The 17,938-nt window shown below is 75.1% G+C and carries 17 protein-coding genes and 1 other RNA gene; 10 read left to right on the plus strand and 8 right to left on the minus strand.

The window, feature by feature from the left end:
• Window positions 1-119 precede the first annotated feature (119 nt).
• Both ACLJTM_RS24275 and ACLJTM_RS24280 read right to left on the minus strand, forming a co-directional pair.
• Window positions 120-1,103, minus strand: coding sequence for an N-acetylmuramoyl-L-alanine amidase (locus ACLJTM_RS24275; protein WP_411105824.1), 984 nt, complete (start codon window positions 1,101-1,103; stop codon window positions 120-122).
• A gap of 81 nt (window positions 1,104-1,184) precedes the next feature.
• Window positions 1,185-1,829 (minus strand): class I SAM-dependent methyltransferase, encoded by a 645-nt coding sequence (locus tag ACLJTM_RS24280; RefSeq protein ID WP_411105825.1) that lies wholly within the window; start codon window positions 1,827-1,829, stop codon window positions 1,185-1,187.
• Between the two features lie 157 nt (window positions 1,830-1,986).
• Between ACLJTM_RS24280 and ACLJTM_RS24285 the strand changes: the two genes are divergently transcribed.
• From ACLJTM_RS24285 to ACLJTM_RS24295, 3 genes are all read left to right on the plus strand, one after another.
• On the plus strand, window positions 1,987-2,247 hold the full coding sequence (locus ACLJTM_RS24285; RefSeq protein ID WP_411105826.1) for a hypothetical protein: 261 nt from the start codon (window positions 1,987-1,989) through the stop codon (window positions 2,245-2,247).
• Window positions 2,248-2,325: 78 nt separating this feature from the next.
• Window positions 2,326-4,464 carry an acyl-CoA dehydrogenase gene (locus tag ACLJTM_RS24290; protein WP_411105827.1) on the plus strand — a complete coding sequence of 713 codons (2,139 nt, stop codon included), beginning with the start codon at window positions 2,326-2,328 and terminating at the stop codon, window positions 4,462-4,464.
• Between the two features lie 15 nt (window positions 4,465-4,479).
• The gene (locus ACLJTM_RS24295) at window positions 4,480-5,664 is read left to right on the plus strand and encodes a thiolase C-terminal domain-containing protein (RefSeq protein ID WP_411105828.1); all 1,185 of its coding nucleotides are present in this window, start codon (window positions 4,480-4,482) and stop codon (window positions 5,662-5,664) included.
• A gap of 164 nt (window positions 5,665-5,828) precedes the next feature.
• On the opposite strand, the gene ACLJTM_RS24300 is transcribed toward ACLJTM_RS24295, so the two are convergent.
• From ACLJTM_RS24300 to ACLJTM_RS24310, 3 genes are all read right to left on the minus strand, one after another.
• Complete coding sequence (locus ACLJTM_RS24300; protein ID WP_411105829.1) at window positions 5,829-6,104, minus strand: hypothetical protein; 276 nt, start codon at window positions 6,102-6,104, stop codon at window positions 5,829-5,831.
• The gene (locus ACLJTM_RS24305) at window positions 6,085-6,648 is read right to left on the minus strand and encodes an RNA polymerase sigma factor (protein ID WP_411105830.1); all 564 of its coding nucleotides are present in this window, start codon (window positions 6,646-6,648) and stop codon (window positions 6,085-6,087) included. The genes ACLJTM_RS24300 and ACLJTM_RS24305 overlap by 20 nt, the downstream gene beginning before the upstream one ends.
• A gap of 185 nt (window positions 6,649-6,833) precedes the next feature.
• Window positions 6,834-7,187, minus strand: coding sequence for a DNA-binding response regulator (locus ACLJTM_RS24310; RefSeq protein ID WP_411106239.1), 354 nt, complete (start codon window positions 7,185-7,187; stop codon window positions 6,834-6,836).
• Between the two features lie 245 nt (window positions 7,188-7,432).
• On the opposite strand from ACLJTM_RS24310, the gene ACLJTM_RS24315 reads away from it, so the two are divergent.
• The 3 genes from ACLJTM_RS24315 to ACLJTM_RS24325 are packed head-to-tail and all read left to right on the plus strand — an operon-like array spanning window position 7,433 to window position 10,374.
• Window positions 7,433-8,287 (plus strand): MaoC/PaaZ C-terminal domain-containing protein, encoded by an 855-nt coding sequence (locus tag ACLJTM_RS24315; protein ID WP_411105831.1) that lies wholly within the window; start codon window positions 7,433-7,435, stop codon window positions 8,285-8,287.
• 37 nt (window positions 8,288-8,324) lie between these two features.
• A complete protein-coding gene (locus tag ACLJTM_RS24320) occupies window positions 8,325-9,401 on the plus strand; it encodes a Zn-dependent alcohol dehydrogenase (protein ID WP_411105832.1) in 1,077 nt (358 codons plus the stop codon).
• Window positions 9,402-9,432: 31 nt separating this feature from the next.
• Complete coding sequence (locus ACLJTM_RS24325; RefSeq protein ID WP_411105833.1) at window positions 9,433-10,374, plus strand: 3-oxoacyl-ACP reductase; 942 nt, start codon at window positions 9,433-9,435, stop codon at window positions 10,372-10,374.
• Here the strand turns inward: ACLJTM_RS24325 and ACLJTM_RS24330 are convergent.
• A complete protein-coding gene (locus ACLJTM_RS24330; protein WP_411105834.1) occupies window positions 10,361-11,668 on the minus strand; it encodes a hypothetical protein in 1,308 nt (435 codons plus the stop codon). The genes ACLJTM_RS24325 and ACLJTM_RS24330 overlap by 14 nt on opposite strands.
• Window positions 11,669-11,934: 266 nt before the next feature.
• On the opposite strand from ACLJTM_RS24330, the gene ACLJTM_RS24335 reads away from it, so the two are divergent.
• The 3 genes from ACLJTM_RS24335 to ACLJTM_RS24345 are packed head-to-tail and all read left to right on the plus strand — an operon-like array spanning window position 11,935 to window position 14,944.
• Complete coding sequence (locus ACLJTM_RS24335) at window positions 11,935-12,792, plus strand: Nif3-like dinuclear metal center hexameric protein (protein ID WP_411105835.1); 858 nt, start codon at window positions 11,935-11,937, stop codon at window positions 12,790-12,792.
• A complete protein-coding gene (locus ACLJTM_RS24340) occupies window positions 12,789-13,532 on the plus strand; it encodes a zinc ribbon domain-containing protein (RefSeq protein ID WP_411106240.1) in 744 nt (247 codons plus the stop codon). Before ACLJTM_RS24335 ends, ACLJTM_RS24340 begins: the two co-directional genes overlap by 4 nt.
• Entirely contained in the window at window positions 13,532-14,944 is a 1,413-nt protein-coding gene (locus ACLJTM_RS24345) for a bifunctional RNase H/acid phosphatase (protein WP_411105836.1), read from the plus strand. The genes ACLJTM_RS24340 and ACLJTM_RS24345 overlap by 1 nt, the downstream gene beginning before the upstream one ends.
• A gap of 106 nt (window positions 14,945-15,050) precedes the next feature.
• Here ACLJTM_RS24345 and rnpB read toward each other — a convergent pair.
• Both rnpB and ACLJTM_RS24355 read right to left on the minus strand, forming a co-directional pair.
• Window positions 15,051-15,453: RNase P RNA component class A (gene rnpB, locus ACLJTM_RS24350), an RNA gene on the minus strand.
• A gap of 90 nt (window positions 15,454-15,543) precedes the next feature.
• The gene (locus ACLJTM_RS24355; RefSeq protein WP_411105837.1) at window positions 15,544-16,989 is read right to left on the minus strand and encodes an RNB domain-containing ribonuclease; all 1,446 of its coding nucleotides are present in this window, start codon (window positions 16,987-16,989) and stop codon (window positions 15,544-15,546) included.
• A gap of 128 nt (window positions 16,990-17,117) precedes the next feature.
• On the opposite strand from ACLJTM_RS24355, the gene yaaA reads away from it, so the two are divergent.
• Window positions 17,118-17,918: a peroxide stress protein YaaA gene (gene yaaA / locus ACLJTM_RS24360; RefSeq protein WP_411105838.1), complete on the plus strand. Its 801-nt coding sequence runs from the start codon at window positions 17,118-17,120 to the stop codon at window positions 17,916-17,918.
• Window positions 17,919-17,938 lie beyond the last annotated feature (20 nt).

The following is a 17,938-nucleotide window of genomic DNA, read 5'->3' on the forward strand; positions in this document are numbered from 1 at the left end:
GTCTCGGTCGTCTCGTGGTGCCGCGGTCGCAGAGCGGGGCGGGCGGCACCATGGTACGGACGTCTCGCGCTACCGAGAGGATCGGGGCGGCGAGCAGCCCCGGCGGGGCTGCCGGTGCCCTACCCGCCCAGGAACCCGACGATGCCGTCGGCGATGCCCTGGGCCGCCTTCTGGCGCCACTGCGGACTGGTCAGCAGCGCCGCGTCCTTGGCGTCGCGCATGTTGCCGCATTCGACGAAGACCTTGGGCTGCGTCGACAGGTTCAGTCCGCCCAGATCGTCGCGGACGTCCAAGCCGGTTCCCCCGCCGAGGTAGTTGGCGGGCGAGGTCCCCGTGGTCCGGGCGAAGTTCCCGGCGATCCGCTCGCCGAGCAGCCGGGAGGGCTCCACGATCTTCGAGGTGTCCGCGCCGCCGCCCCTGACCTTGGCCGGGAGGATGACGTGGAAGCCGCGGTTGCCCGCCGAGACGCCGTCGGCGTGCACGGAGACCACGGCGTCGGCCGCGGCCTCGTTCCCGATGCGGGCGCGCTCGTCGATGCACGGGCCGAAGGGGCGGTCGTTGTGGTGGGTGAGGACCACCTTCAGCCCCTGGGCCTCCAGTACGGTCTTCAGCCGCTGGGAGACGTCCCAGGTGAACTCGGCCTCCATGTAACCCGAATTGGTGGTGGTGCCGGTGGTGTCGCACTCCTTGCGGCCCGTGCCGATGTCCACCTGCCGGTTGATCTCGGTGCCGTGCTGGAAGTTGCCCGCGTTGTGGCCGGGGTCGACGACGACCGTCCGGCCCGCGAGCGGACCCTTGGCGGGGCCGGGCGAGGGCGCCGCCGGGGACGGCGTCGCGGCCGCACCCGCATGGGGCTTCGCGTCGCCGTGGGCCGTACGGGAGGCGGCCGCCGGCTTGGCCTGCGCCGGCTCCCCGGACCCGGACCCGGCGCCGGTCAGCGTCTGGGTCAGGACCCAGCCGGCCAGGCAGGCCGGGGCCAGGGCGGCGGCCGCCACGACCAGCGTGGAGCGGCGGGTGAACCAGTGCCGGTCCGGATCGGCGGATCCGGCGGACTCGGGGGAGGGGGACGGGGGCGAGGGCGGGAGACTGTCGTCGTTGCGCACGCCGCGATGCTAATCCGACGAACTGTCCGCGAGTCGGATGCTGCTCCATCCGAGGGCGAGTACGCCCTCGGACCGGTCGGTTCAGATGCCCGGACCGGTACGGCGCAGCACCCGCAGCGAGTCCGTCACCGAGACCTCCTCGAAGGCCCCCGAGGCCAGGGCGCGCTGGTGGATCCGGTAGGGGGCCCGGCCGCCGTCGGCCGGGTCCGGGAACACGTCGTGGATGGCCAGGGTCCCGCCCTCGGCCACGTGCGGGGCCCAGCCCTCGTAGTCGCCCGTGGCGTGCTCGTCCGTGTGCCCGCCGTCGATGAACACGAAGCCGAGCGGACCACCCCAGACCGCCGCCACCTGCGGGGACCGGCCGACCACCGCGATCACGTGGTCCTCCAGACCGGCCCGGTGCAGGGTCCGGCGGAAGGTGGGCAGCGTGTCCATCAGGCCGACCTCCGGGTCCACGACGCCCGGGTCGTGGTACTCCCAGCCGGGCTGCTGCTCCTCGCTGCCCCGGTGGTGGTCGACGGTGATCGCGGGCACCCCCGCTTCGCGGGCCGCGTCGGCCAGCAGGATCGTGGAGCGCCCGCAGTACGTCCCGACCTCCAGCAGCGGCAGCCCCAGCGCCCCGGCCGCGGTGGCGGCGGCGTACAGGGCCAGCCCCTCCCGCACGGGCATGAACCCCTTGGCGGCCTCGAAGGCGGCAAGGGTCTCCGGCTTGGGGGTGGCGGCCATGTGTTCCTCCGGCGGGCGGTGCGCGTCTGTGGCCGCCCATGCTGCCCTACCGATCGGTAAGGGTCCATGTCGGGGCGCCGGGCTGCGCCGGCCGCGGAAGGCGCGGGGCCTCCTGCTACGGTCCGGCCGATCACCACACCACCCCGGGGGACCTCGTATGAGCATCGGCATCTTCCTTCTGGCCCTGAGCCTGACCAGCCTGTTCGCCGGCGCCACCCTGGCGCTCGACATACGAGGCGCCGCGAGCGCCCTCGCCCGCCGGGGGGAGGCCAACGCCGAACTGCGCCGGCACCTCCGGGGGGATCTCGGCGCACCCGGGCAGTCCGTCTCGCCGGGCTTCTTCCGCTTCCTGGGCACGGCCGGCGCCCTCGCCTCCCTCCCCATGCTCCTGGTGGCCCTGCTGGAACTGGCCGGCTAGCGCCGGGTCCCCGGCGGCCGCGAAGAACACCCCGATCTGACCTTCCGTCAGAATGGAACGTGTTCTAGTCTGCCGCGCATGGGCATCGGAATCACAGCGGAACAAGGGGAGTTGGCCGAAGCCGTCCGCGGCTGGGTGGCGCGTACGGTGCCGCCCGAAGAAGTGCGCAAGCTGCTCGACACCCCGACCGGGACCGGGCAGCGGCCCGCCTACTGGGACGCCATGGCCGCGCAGGGCCTGCGGGAGCCCCACCTGGAAGGCGGCGCCCTGCTCGACCTGGCCGTCGTCGTCGAGGAGGCCGCCCGGGGCGCGCTGCCGGGACCGTTCCTGGCGAGCGCCCTCGCCTCCGTCCTCCTGGAACGGGCCGGGGCCGAACCCCTCGGCGGGCGCATCGGCGCCGTCGCACTCGGCCCCGGCACCCTGACCGCCGTCGCCGTCGAAGGCGGCGGCCACCTCCTCGACGGGACCGCCCCGCCCGTGCTCGGCGCCGGGGAGGCCGACCTCGTCCTGCTCGCCGCCGAGACCGCGCACGGCACCCGCTGGTTCGCGGTGGACGCCGCCGCCCTGGACATCCGTACGCACGAGAGCGCCGACCCGACCCGCCCCACCGCCGAGGTCCGCGCCCGGGGGGTGACCACCGCGCCCCGCCGCGCACTGGACCTCGACGCGGCGCTCGTCCGGGACCTGGCCTGCACCCTCTTCGCCGCCGACGCCTGCGGCACCGCCGCCTGGGCACTGCACACCGCCGCCGAGTACGCCAAGGTGCGCGAGCAGTTCGGCCGGCCCATCGGACGGTTCCAGGCGGTCAAGCACCTGTGCGCCGACATGCTGGTCCGCCTCGAACAGGCCCGCGCGCTGACCTGGGACGCCGCCCGGGCCGACGGCCCCGGCACCGCCCCCGAGGTGCGCACCCTCGTCGCGGCCCTCGCCGCCGGCAGCGCCCTGGACGCGGCCTGGTCCTGCGCCAAGGACTGCATCCAGGTCCTCGGCGGCATCGGCTTCACCTGGGAGCACGACGCCCACGTCCACCTGCGGCGGGCCCTGGTCGCCCGCCAGCTCCTCGGCCCCGGGGACGGGCACCGGCTGCGGGCCGTGCGCAGCGCCGCAGCCGGGGCCCGCCGCGAACTGCGCCTGGAACTCCCTGCCGAGGCCGAGGCCTACCGGGAGGAGGCCAGGGCCGCCATCGGGGACGCGCGCGGTCTCGACCCGGCCGCCGCCCGGCGGATCCTGGCCCCCACCGGCTACGCCGCCCCCCACCTGCCGCCCCCGTACGGCCGCGCCGCCGGGGCCGTGGAGCAGCTCGTCGTCCAGCAGGAGCTGAAGGAGGCCGGAGTCAAGATCGCCGACCTCGGCATCGCCACCTGGGTCGTGCCCTCCCTGCTCGCCTACGGGAGCCGGGCGCAGCGGGAGGCCTACGTACCGGCGACCCTGCGCGGGGAGCTGAGCTGGTGCCAGCTCTTCTCGGAGCCCGGCGCCGGCTCCGACCTCGCCTCGCTGCGCACCCGCGCGGAACGCACCGGGGGCGGCGGCTGGCGGATCAACGGGCAGAAGGTGTGGACCAGTTCCGCGCACACCGCCGACTTCGGCATCCTGCTGGCCCGCACGGACCCCGCGGCCCCCAAGCACCAGGGGCTCGGGTACTTCGTCGTCGACATGAAGAACACCCCCGGCATCGAGGTCCGGCCGCTCAAGGAGATCACCGGGGAGGCCCTGTTCAACGAGGTGTACTTCGACGACGCCGAACTCCCCGCGGACGCACTGGTCGGAGCGGCGGACGGCGGCTGGAAGGTGGCCCGCAACACCCTGGGCAACGAACGCGTGCACATGGCCGACCAGATGGCCTTCGACACCGGCCTGGAGGCCCTGATCGACCGCTCGGCCGGCCTCGACGACGCGTACCGGGTGCGGATCGGGGCGCTCGCCGCCGAGGCGCACGCCCTGGCCTGTATCGGCCTGCGCACCACCCTCCAGCAGGTGTCGGGGCTGGAACCGGGCGCGGGCGCCTCGGTGCGCAAGCTCCTGCAGACCGGGCACCAGCAGCGGACCGCCGAGCTGGCCCTCGAACTCCTCGGGCCGGCCGGAGCCGTGTGCGAGGGGGCGGGGGAGCGGGCGGTGCACGGCATGCTCATGTCCCGCTGCCTGACCATCGCCGGGGGCACCACGCAGGTCCAGCTGAACGTCGTCGCCGAGCGGATGCTCGGCCTCCCCAGGGACTGAAGGGACAGCAGGGACATGAAGTCGTACATCGTGGGCGTCGGCATGACGAAGTTCGAGAAGCCCGAGTCGGGCGACCGGCCGTACTGGGACATGGTGAAGGAGGCCGGGTCCGCGGCGCTCGCGGACGCGGGCGTGGACTACGGCCTCGTCGAGCAGGTGCCGGTGGGCTACTGCTTCCAGGCCTCCACGGCCGGACAGCGGGCCGTCTACGAACTGGGCCTGACCGGCGTGCCCGTCTACAACGTCAACAACAACTGCGCGACGGGCTCCACGGCCCTGATGATGGCCCGGCAGTTCGTGGAAGGCGGCCTGAACGACTGCGTCCTCGCGCTGGGCTTCGAGAAGATGAAGCGCGGCGCGCTCGGCGGCGGGGCCGACGGCGGGGACTTCGCGACCTCGCCCGTGGCCCGGCACTACGGGATCATGGCCGCCGCGCACGGCTTCGAGATGTCCCCGCCGACCGCCCAGATCTTCGGGAACGCGGCCCGGGAGCACATGGAGCGGTACGGGACCACGGCCGTGCAGCTCGCGATGGTGGGCGCGAAGAACCACCGGCACTCGGCGGACAACCCGAACGCGCAGTTCCAGGACGTGTACTCGGTGGAGGAGGTCCTCGCGGCCAAGCCGATCCACACCCCGCTGACCAGACTCCAGTGCTCGCCCACCTCCGACGGGGCGGCGGCCGCGCTGGTGGTCTCGGAACGGTTCGTGGTCCGGCACGGCCTGCACGGCAAGGCGGTGGAGATCGCCGGGCAGGCGATGGCCACGGACACCGGGGAGAGCTTCGGGGGCTCCTGCATCGACGTGGTCGGCAAACCGATGACGGCCGCGGCGGCGCGCTCCGCGTACGAGGCCTCCGGGCTCGGCATCGAGGACGTGGACGTGGTGGAGCTGCACGACTGCTTCTCGATCAACGAGCTGCTGACGTACGAGGCGCTGGGCATGTGCGCAGACGGCGCCGGCGGGAAGCTGGTGGAGAGCGGGGCGACGACCCATGGGGGCCGCTGGGTGGTCAACCCCTCCGGCGGCCTGATCTCCAAGGGCCACCCCCTGGGCGCGACGGGGCTCGCGCAGGCGGCGGAACTGGTCTGGCAGCTCCGCGGGGAGGCCGGGCCCCGGCAGGTCCGGGACGCCCGGGTCGGCCTGGCCCACAACATCGGCCTCGGCGGAGCGGCGGTGGTCACCCTGCTGCGCAGGTGACCCCGCCCCGGCTGCCCCCGCCGCGGCTGCCCCCGCCGCGGCCTGCCGCCGGCCGGCCCATCCCGCGGCGCCCTTCCCCGCCGCGGCCTTCCCGGCCCTGGCCCGCCTCGCGGCCGGGCCTGGGGCCGGCGGGGGCGGCCTGCTCCCGGCGGTGGTCCGGCCCCTCACCCGTCCCGTACCAGCGCGCACCGGCCGTCGGTGCAGGCCCGCCGCAGCCGGCCCCGGGACAGGGTCTGGGCCAGCCCCACCGCCCAGCACACCGGGCACCCGCGCAGCGCGAGCAGGCCGACGGGCGCAAGGAGGAGACTGGCCGGCCCCAGCAGCGGGAGCAGGGCGACAGCGCCGGCCAGCGAGCCGAAGCCGACGGCGCCGCGCACCAGGTGCCGGGGCAGGGAGCGGCTCGCGAAGTCCGGGCCGCCGTCAGTGGTCCGCCGGGTCATCGCCGCCTCCGGGAACGGGGTGCAGGGCGAGCTGTACGGCCGCGCGGGCGCGGTGCAGCCGGGACTTCATCGCCGGGGTGCTGAGGCCGAGCGTCTGCGCGGTCAGGCGTCCGCTCCAGCCCTGGACGTCCCGCAGGACCAGCACCGTGCGCTGGTCCTCGGGCAGGGCGGCGACCGCCTTCGCCACCCGGGCCGCCTCCAGGCGCAGCACCACCTCGTCCTCGGCGGACCGCACGGACCCGTCCGGCACCGGTCCGGGACCCCGGGGGACGGCCGACCGGGCGCGCCGCAGGCACTCGTTGCGGACGATGCGGAACATCCACGAGGCCAGGGCCCCCGACGCCCTCAGCATGCCGATCTTGCGGTACAGGATGATCAGCGCCTCCTGGGCCGCGTCCTCGGCGTCCTCGGGCGAGGCGCACAGGGTGCGGGCGAAGCGGCGTACGTGCGGATGGGATCCGGACACCAGGGCGGCGAGCGAGTCCACGTCGCCCTGCTGTGCGGCGGCGATCAGCGTGGCGCCGGGCCACGCCCGGTCAGCCACGGGCCCGGCCCCGCCGGCGCAGGACGAGTACGGTGCAGGTGCAGAGCAGTACGAGTGCGACGACGGCTGCGGCAATGGCGACTGTCACAAGGACCTCCCGGTCGACTTCCGTGCCGGCGTGGTCACCGGCACACCCATGGGAGGCGGGTGGGCCGCAAAAGGATTCGGCGCCCGGTGTCCCGGTTTCAGCCCAGGCCGGGGTCGACCACCGTTTCGCCGCGGGAGGCGCGGCGGAGGGCGTCGGCCAGTTCCCCGACCGGGCCGTCGCGGACGACCAGGCCCGCCGCGCCGGCGGCCAGGGCCGCGTTCAGCAGGCCGGGGCGGGCGGAGCCGGCCAGGACCAGGACCCGGCACTCCGGGTCCTGCGAGAGCACGCCGGCGACCAGGCCCGGCTCCTCCACCAGGGCCACCGCCGGGCGGGACAGTGCGTCCCGGACGACCTCGATGTCCGGCTGGAGGCCGAGTTGCAGGGCCAGCGCCGGGTTCGGGGGGTCCAGCAGCACCCGCAGGGATCGGCTCCGGCGGTGGTCAACGGGCATTTCTTCCACCGGGGAAGGGTACGGCCCCGCCCGCGCCGGGCCGTGCAACACGCTTCGCGACCGCGCCGTCTGACGTCGGGTCATGCCTCTTCCCTCCTGCTGGGGCGTGCGTTATACATGCCTTCACCGGGCCTAGAACGCGTTCTAGAACCGGTCCCGCAGACGACCTCGGTGCGGCCGACGGTGCGGACGGCCGCACCGAGGTCTTCCCAGGCCCCGTCCCCAAGACAGGGAGCAGCATCCCCATGCCGATCGATGCCGCCAAGGCCCTCGCCGCAGCCCCCCGCCGGGGGGACATCGGCTGGGACCACAAGGACATCCAGCTCTACCACCTCGGCCTCGGCGCGGGCCGCCCCGCCACCGACCCCGACGAGCTGCGCTACACCCTGGAGTCCAGACTCCACGTACTCCCCAGCTTCGCCACCGTCGCCGGCGCGGGCATGGCCATGCTCGGCGGCCTGGCCGCCCCCGGGATCGACGTGGACCTCGCCGCCGTCCTGCACGGCGGCCACTCCATCGAGCTGCACCGCCCCATCCCCGTGAAGGGGCAGGCCACCTCCACCTCGAAGGTCGCCGCCGTCCACGACAAGGGCAAGGCCGCGGTGATCGTGCTGCGCTCCGAGGTCGCCGACGCCGACGGCCCGCTGTGGACCAGCGACGCGCAGCTCTTCGTCCGCGGCGAGGGCGGGTTCGGGGGCGAGCGCGGCCCCTCCGTGCGCTCCGAGCAGCCCGAGCGGGCGCCCGACCGCACCGAGGAGCGGCACATCCGCGAGGAGCAGGCGCTGCTCTACCGGCTCTCCGGCGACTGGAACCCCCTGCACGCCGATCCGGAATTCGCCAAGCTGGCCGGCTTCGACCGGCCGATCCTGCACGGCCTGTGCTCCTACGGGATGACCCTCAAGGCCGTCGTCGACACCGTCCTGGACGGGGACGTCTCCCGGGTGCGCGCCTACCGCACCCGCTTCGCCGGGATCGTCTTCCCGGGGGAGACGCTGCGCATCCGGATGTGGCAGGAGCCCGGCCGCGTCCTGGTGTCGGTGACCGCCGCCGAACGCGACGATGCGCCGGTCCTCGCCGACACCGTCGTCGCACACGCGTAGTACCGCCCGCCCCGCCCCGACCTTGAGGAGCCGCACCGTGCGCGCAGCACTGCAGAGCGAGATCGGCCTGGACAAGCTGGAGGTCGTCGACGACATGGAGGCCGTGGGCCTCGGCCCCGGCAAGGTGAAGATCCGGATCAAGGCCACCGGCCTGTGCCATTCGGACCTCTCCGCGATGAGCGGCATCCTGCCGCAGCCCGCCCCCTTCGTCCCCGGCCACGAGGGCTCCGGAGTCGTCGCCGACGTCGGCGACGGGGTCACCCACCTCGCGCAGGGCGACCGGGTCCTCGTCTGCTGGCTGCCGCCGTGCGGCCACTGCCCGTCCTGCAAGCGCGGACAGGGCCACCTGTGCCTGGAGAGCCTGGCCAACGCGGGCACCCCCAACTTCCGCCGCGCGGGCGGCGACATCTTCGGCTTCGCCGCCACCGGCACCTTCGCCGAGGAACTCGTCGTCGACGCCGCATGCGCCGTGCCGATCCCCGACGACGTGCCCTTCGACATCGCCGCCCTGATCGGCTGCGGGGTCACCACCGGCCTCGGCGCGGCCATCAACACCGCCCAGGTCACGGCCGGCTCCTCGGTCGCCGTCATCGGCTGCGGCGGCGTCGGCATCTCCGTCATCCAGGGCGCCAAGGTCCAGGGCGCCGCACAGGTCATCGCCGTGGACCCGGTGCAGTCCCGGCGCGAGGCCGCCCTGCGGTTCGGGGCGAGCGAGGCCGTGGCCCCCGACGCCTTCGACGACGCCAAGAACCGGATCACCGGCGGCGAAGGCTTCGACTACGTCTTCGAGGTCGTCGGCAAGTCCGCCACCGCGCAGACCGCGTACAAGATGACCCGGCGCGGCGGCAGCGTGGTCATCGTCGGCGCGGGAGCCCTCGACGACCACTTCCAGATCGACATGTTCTCGCTGTTCTTCGACGAGAAGAAGATCCTCCCGTCGATGTACGGCGGCGGGGACGTGCTCCGTTCCTACGAGCGCACCATCGCCCTGTGGCGGGCCGGCCGGGTGGACCTGGAGGGCCTGATCACGCACCGGGTGCAGCTCGCGGAGATCAACGACGCCCTCGACCAGATGCGCACGGGCACGGCCCTGCGCACCTGCATCGAGATCTGACCGTCCGGACCCTGCGAGAGGAACGCCACCGATGTCACTGCCACTTGAGGGGCTGTCCGCCATCGTTACGGGCGCCGGCCGCGGCCTCGGCCGGGCCGAGGCCGTCGAACTCGCCCGCCTCGGCGCGAGCGTGGTCGTCAACGACTTCGGCCAGCCCGGCCGCGACGGGACCGGGGAGGCCTCGGCCGCCCCGGCGGAGGAGGTCGCCGCGGAGATCCGCGCCGCGGGCGGACAGGCGGTCGCGCACCTCGGCGACGTCGCCGACTTCGCACAGGCGCGGGCCCTGGTGGAACTGGCCGTGAGCAGCTTCGGCAAGCTCGACGTCCTGGTCAACAACGCGGGCATCCTGCGCGACCGGATGGTCTTCTCGATGTCGGAGGAGGAGTGGGACGCGGTGATCCGGGTCCACCTCAAGGGCCACTTCAACACCACCCACTTCGCGTCCGTGCACTGGCGCGAACGGTCGAAGGCGGCGGGCGGCCCCGTCTACGGCCGGATCGTCAACACCTCCTCCGAGGCCTTCCTCGGCGGCTCGGCCGGCCAGCCCAACTACGCGGCCGCCAAAGGCGGGATCGTCGGCCTCACCACCTCCACCGCGCTGGCCCTGGCGAAGTACGGGGTGACGGCCAACGCCATCTGCCCGCGGGCCCGTACCCGGATGACGGAGGACGTGTTCGCGGGCTTCCAGGTCCCCGAGGAGGGCCGGCTCGACGCCCTCGCCCCGGAGCACGTCGCCCCGCTCGTCGGCTACCTGGCCTCGCCCGCCGCGGCCAAGGCCAACGGCCAGCTCTTCGTCGTGCACGGCGGGATCGTGGTGGTAATGGAACGCCCCAGGGTCGCGGCGAAGTTCGACACGGCCAAGGAGGTCTTCTCCTACGAGGAGCTCGACGGGCTCCTCACCCCGCACTACGACTCCCGCCCGGCGAACGAGACGTTCGCCGCCACGGAGGTCCTCGGGCTCAAGCACGGCTAGTGCGGTGAAACGAGAGGCTCACCGCACCGGCCGTCCACGGGACGCACGGGGACGACCCGACCACGCGGCGGGGTACGGCGGCGGGCGGCGCGGACGGCGCGGGGGCCGGACGGGAGGGACCGGCCGCGGCCGCCCCGCGGGGCCGCGCACCCGGAGCCTCCTGCGCGGCCGCCCCCCGGGGCCGCCCGCCCAGGGCCTGCTGCAGCGGGACCGGGCGGGCCGCCGCCGGGGGCGGATCCAGCCGGACCGGCGGATCCGGCCGGACCGGCGGGGGAGGGGCGACCGGCACGGACATCCCGAGGATCCCGCACGGCGCCTCCGGGGTCGCGTACGGCAGGTGCAGGCGGCCCTCCCGGCTCCACAGGCCGGTACCCCCCAGCCAGCCCACCGGCGGCCCGACGCGGAAGACGTGCCGGTCGGCAGGGCGCCACAGCGCCAGCCCGTCACCCGGCAGCCGCAGCGCGACCCCGCAGCTCTCCGGCATCAGGGCCTGGCCCGGCTGCACGGCGAAGGGCACGGCCTGCGCCAGGCCCTGCGCCCGCAGGCACTCCGGGAACCGGACGGGCAGCGCACTGCCCAGCACCCCCCAGCCCAGCCGCGCCTCACCCGGGGCGTCCGAGCGGATCAACAGCAGCCCGCTGTCCGCATCGGCCAGCAGCAGCCGGTCGTCGCTGCCCTCCGCGATCTGGAGCAGCGGGCAGACCCCGTCGCCGCCGCCGGCCCACAGGTCCACGGCCACCGCCTTGGTGACGCCGTCCCGTTCCCGGTCCAGGGCCAGCATCCGGCCCGTCCGGTCCAGCCAGACCCCGCCGGAGCAGCGCCCCGGGATCCGGGCGACGGGCCGCGGGCCGGCGCAACCGCCCCCGGCGACCTGCCACACGGTGCTCTGCCCGTCCGCCACGGCCAGGGCGAAGGCCGCAGACCCCTCCGGGGACGGCGGGAGCAGCCGCACCCGTACGCCCTCCTGCGCCGCCAGCCAGCCCAGCTGGAGTTCCCCGGTGCGCGGCCCGGCCGCGGCGCCCGTCGGGTACAGCAGCGCGAAGGCGTGCCGTTCCGCGACCCGCCGGTGGATCAGGACCCGCCCGTCGGCCAGCGGCAGCAGCTCGCTGTCGGCCTCCTCGGGCTGCGCGAGGGGCAGCGGAACCGCGTACGCCTCGGGGCCGGCCAGGGTCCAGCGCTCCGCGTACAGCGCCTCGCCGTGCCCCGCGAGGCGGGCCGCGTACGACCCGTCGGCGGAGATCGTGAACGGCGCCGTGGCCGCGGTCCTCGTCGTATCGATGGCACAGACAGTCATCCGTGCGTCACCTCCGGGTGAGGAAGCTAGTTTTCGCACGTCACGCCGAACAACACGACCAGGGCCGCTTCACACATAAGGGTGGCGGCGCGGCGATTCGCACGTGCCGCAGGCAGTGACTGTGCTGCGCGATGTCGGGGCGTATCGGGGTGGCGGCCGACGGGCTGCGCCCCGGCTGCCGCCGCGGGCGCCCCGCACCCGGCCGCGGCCGGTTCCCGTACCGCCTTCCTGACCGGGGCGGTCGCCGTGGACGGTAGCCTTGGCCCGTGCCCCGTCTCTCTGAAGTCATCGCCGCGCTGGACGCTCTGTGGCCCCCCTCACGGGCCGAGCAGTGGGATGCCGTCGGGACCGTCTGCGGAGACCCCGAAGCCGAGGTCTCCCGGGTCCTGTTCGCCGTGGACCCCGTACAGGAGATCGCCGACGAGGCGGTGCGGCTGGGCGCCGGCCTGGTCGTCACCCACCACCCGCTCTACCTGCGCGGCACCACCACCGTCGAGGCCGGCACCTTCAAGGGCCGCGTCGTGCACACGCTGATCAAGAACGACATCGCGCTGCACGTCGCCCACACCAACGCGGACACCGCCGACCCCGGGGTCTCCGACGCCCTTGCCGGCGCCCTGGACCTGCGGGTCACCGGCCCGCTGGTGCCCGACGCGCAGGACCCCGCCGGACGCCGCGGCCTCGGCCGGATCTGCGAGCTGGACCGCCCCGAGACGCTGCGCGAGTTCGCCGCCCGCTGCGCCGCCTGGCTGCCGCCGACCGCACAGGGCATCCGCGTGGCCGGCGACCCGGACGCCATGGTCCGCCGCGTCGCGGTCAGCGGAGGCTCCGGCGACAGCCTCCTCGCGGAGGTGCGGGCCGCGGGCGTGGACGCCTTCGTCACCGCCGACCTGCGCCACCACCCGGTGTCCGAGGCCCGCGAGCAGAGCCCGCTCGCTCTCGTCGACGCCGCCCACTGGGCCACCGAGTGGCCCTGGTGCGAGCAGGCGGCCGCCCAGCTCGACGCCATCTCCGAGCGCCACGGCTGGGGTCTGCGCACCCACGTCTCGCGCACGGTCACCGACCCCTGGACGGCGCACGCGCCGTCCGTAGCAGCCCCTTCTCTCTCTGGAGCCCCCAACTGAACGCCGAGCCCGCCGACCAGATCCGACTTCTCGACGTCCAGGCCCTGGACGTGCGGCTGTCCCAGCTCGCCCACAAGCGCAAGTCGCTGCCCGAGCACGCCGAGGTCGACTCGCTGACCAAGGACCTCACCCAGCAGCGCGACCTGCTCGTCGCCGCCCAGACGCAGGCCAGCGACGCCGCCCGCGAGCAGACCAAGGCGGAGCAGGACGTGGACCAGGTCCGCCAGCGCGCGGCCCGCGACCAGCAGCGCCTGGACTCCGGCGCCGGCATCTCCGCCCGCGACCTGGCGAACCTGCAGAGCGAGGTCGTCTCGCTGGCCAAGCGGCAGGGCGACCTGGAGGACGTGGTCCTGGAGGTCATGGAGCGCCTGGAGGCCGCGCAGGAGCGCGTCACCGCCCTCACCGGGCGGGTCTCCGCGCTGGAGGCCGAGCTGACCGACGCCACCGCGCGCCGCGACGCCGCCACCGGCGAGATCGACGCCGAAGCCGCCAAGATCGCCAAGGACCGCGAGGTCATCGTCGGGTCCATGCCGGCCGACCTGATGGCGCTCTACGAGAAGATCCGCGTCAAGCAGGGCGGGGTCGGCGCCGCGCGCCTGTACCAGCGCCGCTGCGAGGGCTGCCGGCTGGAGCTGGACATGGCCGAGGTCAACGAGATCAAGGCCGCTGCGCGCGACCAGGTGGTCCGGCACGAGAACTGCGGCCGCATCCTGGTCCGTACGGCCGACTCGGGCATCTGATGCACGGGCCCGTCCGGTTCGTCGTGGAGGCGGACGGCGGCTCCCGGGGCAACCCGGGGCCCGCCGGCTACGGCGCGGTGGTCCTGGACCCCGCCACGGGGGAGACGCTGGCCGAGCGGGCCGCGTACATCGGCGTCGCGACGAACAACGTCGCCGAGTACCGGGGCCTGATCGCCGGGCTCACGGCCGCACGCGAACTGGCGGCCGACGCGAGCGTCCTGGTCCGGATGGACTCCAAGCTGGTCGTGGAGCAGATGTCCGGCCGCTGGAAGATCAAGCACCCGGACATGAAGCCGCTGGCAGCCGAGGCCGCGAGGATCCTGCCGCGGTCCCAGGTGACGTACGAATGGATCCCGCGCGCGCAGAACACCCACGCGGACCGGCTCGCCAACGAGGCGATGGACGCCGGGCGGCGCGGCGGGCAGTGGGAGCCGTCCGCCTCGACGGCCGCCCTCGACCACGGCGCGGCCCGCAGCCTGGCCGAGTTGTCCGGCCCGCCGGGCGACGCGGCCGCGGGAGCGGCGGCGGTCCGGGCGGCCCTCGCGGCCGCCTCGGCGGGCTCGGCCGTGTCCTGCGCCGTGCCGTCCTCCGCCCGGCCGCTGTCCGGGACGGCGCGCGACAGCGGGCCGCAGGAGGCCGCCGACGTGCTGTTCACCGACGACGAGGCCCCGCCGGCGCCCCCGGAGGACCCGCCGGTGCTCGAACCCTGCCTCGACGCGGACGCCCCGGCGGCCGCGGCCGGTACGGGCACCGCCGACGCGGCCGTCCCCGGCTGGGGACCCGACCTGGGCACGCCCGCCACCTTCGTGCTGCTGCGGCACGGGGAGACCGCCCTCACCCCGCAGAAGCGCTTCTCCGGCAGCGGGGGGAGCGACCCCGAGCTGTCCGCGGCGGGCCGCCGCCAGGCCGCCGCCGTCGCGGAGGCACTGGCCGCGCGGGGCACCGTACAGGCTGTCGTCAGCTCTCCGCTGCGCCGCTGCCGGGAGACCGCCCGGGCCGTGGCCGACCGCCTCGGGCTGGAGGTCACCGTCGAGGACGGGCTGCGCGAGGTGGACTTCGGGGCCTGGGAGGGCCTGACCTTCGCCGAGGTTCAGGAGCGCCACCCCGAGGACCTGCAGGCCTGGCTGGACTCCACGGCAGCGGCCCCGACGGGCGGCGGCGAGAGCTTCGCGGACGCGACCCGGCGGATCTCGGCGACCCGCGACCGGCTGCTCGCCGCCCACGCGGGCCGCACGGTGCTGCTGGTCACCCACGTGACCCCGGTCAAGATCCTGGTCCGCCTCGCCCTCGGCGCCCCGCCGGAGTCCCTGTTCCGCATGGAGTTGTCCGCGGCTTCCCTGTCGGCGGTGGCCTACTACGCGGACGGGAACGCCTCGGTGCGGCTGCTGAACGACACCGCGCACCTGCGCTAGGACGCGCACCCGTGCCGGCCCGTACGCGCCGGCCCGCCGCGAAGGCCCGTACGCGAAGGCCCCCGCCGGATCCGGCGGGGGCCTTCGCGTCATGTACCGAGGACGGCAGACGAGCCGGCCTGTACGCCGGGTTCTGTCGCCCGGAGACCTCGCGGTCGCCGGGGAGACGGCCATCCATCTAGGACCGGCGTTGCCGCCGGCCTCATGCGGTCTACCCGCGAACATCGGGCGGGCAGCCCTCGATCGTCCGCGCAGACCCGTCCGGGGACGGATCCTCTTGACCTTGCTCCGAGTGGGGTTTACCTAGCCGCCTGGGTCACCCCAGGCGCTGGTGGTCTCTTACACCACCGTTTCACCCTTACCGGGGGCCGAAGCCCCCGGCGGTCTGTTTTCTGTGGCACTGTCCCGCGGGTCACCCCGGGTGGGCGTTACCCACCACCCTGCCCTGTGGAGCCCGGACGTTCCTCGGCGGGATCCGAAGACCCCGACGCGGCCGCCCGGCCGACTCGTCTGTCGCACCGGCCATGCTACCGGCTGCGCCATCGGCACATGACCTTGACGCAGCGGCCGGGCGTCACCCGGCCGGGCAGGGGCCCGGCTCACGCCGGGGCGAAGAGGACCCCGGCCGGGGACAGGTCCGCCCGGACGAGGCGGACGCGCAGCCGCCCGCCCAGTGGCAGCTCCACCGCGTCCGACTCGATGCGGCCGACCACCGCGGGCTCCTCCAGATGGACGGTCCCGACCCGGGGCTCCCGCTCCTTCACGTCGATCACCGTCGCCTCGAAGACCTCCCCGACGCGGTCCTTCAGCAGGACGGCCTCCACGAGGTCCACGCACCCCCGCTCCACCGTGTTGGCCCGCCGGGTGCCCTCCGCCATCTCGCCCGGCAGCTCCGCCAGCGCCGACACCGCCCACGGCGGGGGCTCGGCCCCGGCCACGGCCGCCACGCACAGCTCCCCGGTGTACCGGTCGACGAGCCGGCGCAGCGGGGCCGTGCAGTGCGCGTACGGCGCGGCCACCGCGGCGTGCAGCGCCGGGTCCGGGGTGTCGCCGCCGGTGAAGGCGGTGTAACCCGCCCCGCGCAGCAGGGCCGTGCACTCCTGGAGGAAGGCGGCGTGGGCGGGCCGGTGCGGGTCCAGCGACCGGATCAGCTCGGCGTACGGGACGTGGTGCGGCCAGTCGATCCGCAGGGCCGCCGCGGTGCGCCGGAGCCGGCCGACGGCCCCGTCGGGGGCGGTGGGCAGGGTGCGCAGGATGCCGGTCCCGGCGGCGAGCATCAGATCGGCGGCGACCATGCCGGTCATCAGGGAGATCTGGGCGTTCCAGCCGTCGGCCGGCAGCGGGGCGCGGTAGGCCAGGCCGTAACGGCCCTCGCGCTCCACGATCTCCTGCTCGGGCACGTTCAGCGAGATGCCGCCGCGTTCGCGCTCCAGCGCCTCCCGCAGCCGGCCCACGTCCCGGAGCAGGAGCAGGGGCTCCTCGGCGGCGCCGCCGTCCACCGCCTGCTGGACGCCCCGGTAGTTCAGCCGGGCCCGGCTGCGCACCAGGGCCCGGCGGACGTCGGCCGTCTCGACCCGGCCGTCGGGATCGAGGTCGAGGCGCCACAGCAGGGCCGGGCGGGTCTGGTCGGGCAGCAGGCTGCCCGCGCCCTGCGAGAGCACGGCGGGGTGCAGCGGGACCTTCTCGTCGGGGAAGTAGAGGGTGCTGACCCGGCGGTGGGCCTCCGCGTCGAGGGCCCCGCCCGGGGTGACGAAGGCGGCGACGTCCGCGATGGCGTAGTGCACGCGGTAGCCGCCGCCCCCGGGACGGCGGGCGAGGTGCACGGCCTGGTCGAGGTCGGTGGAGCCCGGGGGGTCGATGGTGAACAGGGGCAGACCGGTGGCGTCGTACGCGGGAAGGCGCGGCGACCGGGCGGCGGCCTCGGCCTCGGCGAGCACCGCCGCCGAGAACTCCTGCGGCACGTCCAACCGGGTCCGCAGGTCGCGCAGCGCGGCCCGCAGGGCGGCCCCGTCCGCGCCGGTCATGTGCAGGGGACGGCGTGGCATGGGACGAGCCTAGCGCCGTGACCGGAAAGGTTCACCGGGTCGCGGTGGGTCGGGGCGGCGCGACGGGCGGTCTACCCTGGCTCGGGGGCCGCACCCCCTGCGCCGTGTCGTACTGAAGGAGAACCACCGTGCTCGTGCTGCTGCCGCCGTCCGAAGGAAAGGCCGCCGACGGCTCCGGCGCACCGCTGAACCCGCAGGAGCTGTCACTGCCCGGACTGGCCCCGGCGCGCGCGGCGGTGCTGGACGCCCTCGTGGAGCTGTGCACGGGCGACGAGGCGGGGGCGCGCGAGGTCCTGGGCCTGAGCGAGGGCCTGCGGGCGGAAGTGGCCAAGAACGCGGAACTCCGCTCGGCCGCGGCCCGCCCGGCCGGAGAGCTCTACACCGGCGTGCTGTACGACGCCCTGGGCCTGGCCGACCTGACCCCGGCGGCCCGCAAACTCGCCGAGGACGCGCTGCTGGTCTTCTCCGGCCTGTGGGGCGCGGTGCGCATCACCGACCGGATCCCGTCCTACCGCTGCGCCATGGGCGTGAAGCTGCCCGGACTCGGCGCCCTCGGCGCGTACTGGCGCGGCCCGATGGCCGAGGTGCTGCCCGGCGAGGCCGGCGAAGGGCTGGTGCTGGACCTGCGCTCGTCGGCGTACGCGTCGGCGTGGAAGCCGAAGGGCGGGACGGCCGAGCGGACCGCGACCGTGCGGGTGCTGCACGCGCAGGTGGTGGACGGGGTGGAGAAGCGGTCGGTGGTCAGCCACTTCAACAAGGCGACCAAGGGACGGCTGGTCCGCGACCTGCTGCTGGCCGGGGCGGTCCCGGCCGGCCCCGCCGAACTGGTGGCCGCCCTGCGGGACCTGGGGTACACCGTCGAGGCCGAAGCCCCCGCGAAGGCGGGCCGGGCCTGGTCCCTCGACGTGGTCGTGGCGCAGATCCACTGACCGGCCCGCCCCGGGGGCCT

This window comes from Streptomyces sp. cmx-4-9 (assembly GCF_046548835.1).
Lineage (GTDB): Bacteria > Actinomycetota > Actinomycetes > Streptomycetales > Streptomycetaceae > Streptomyces.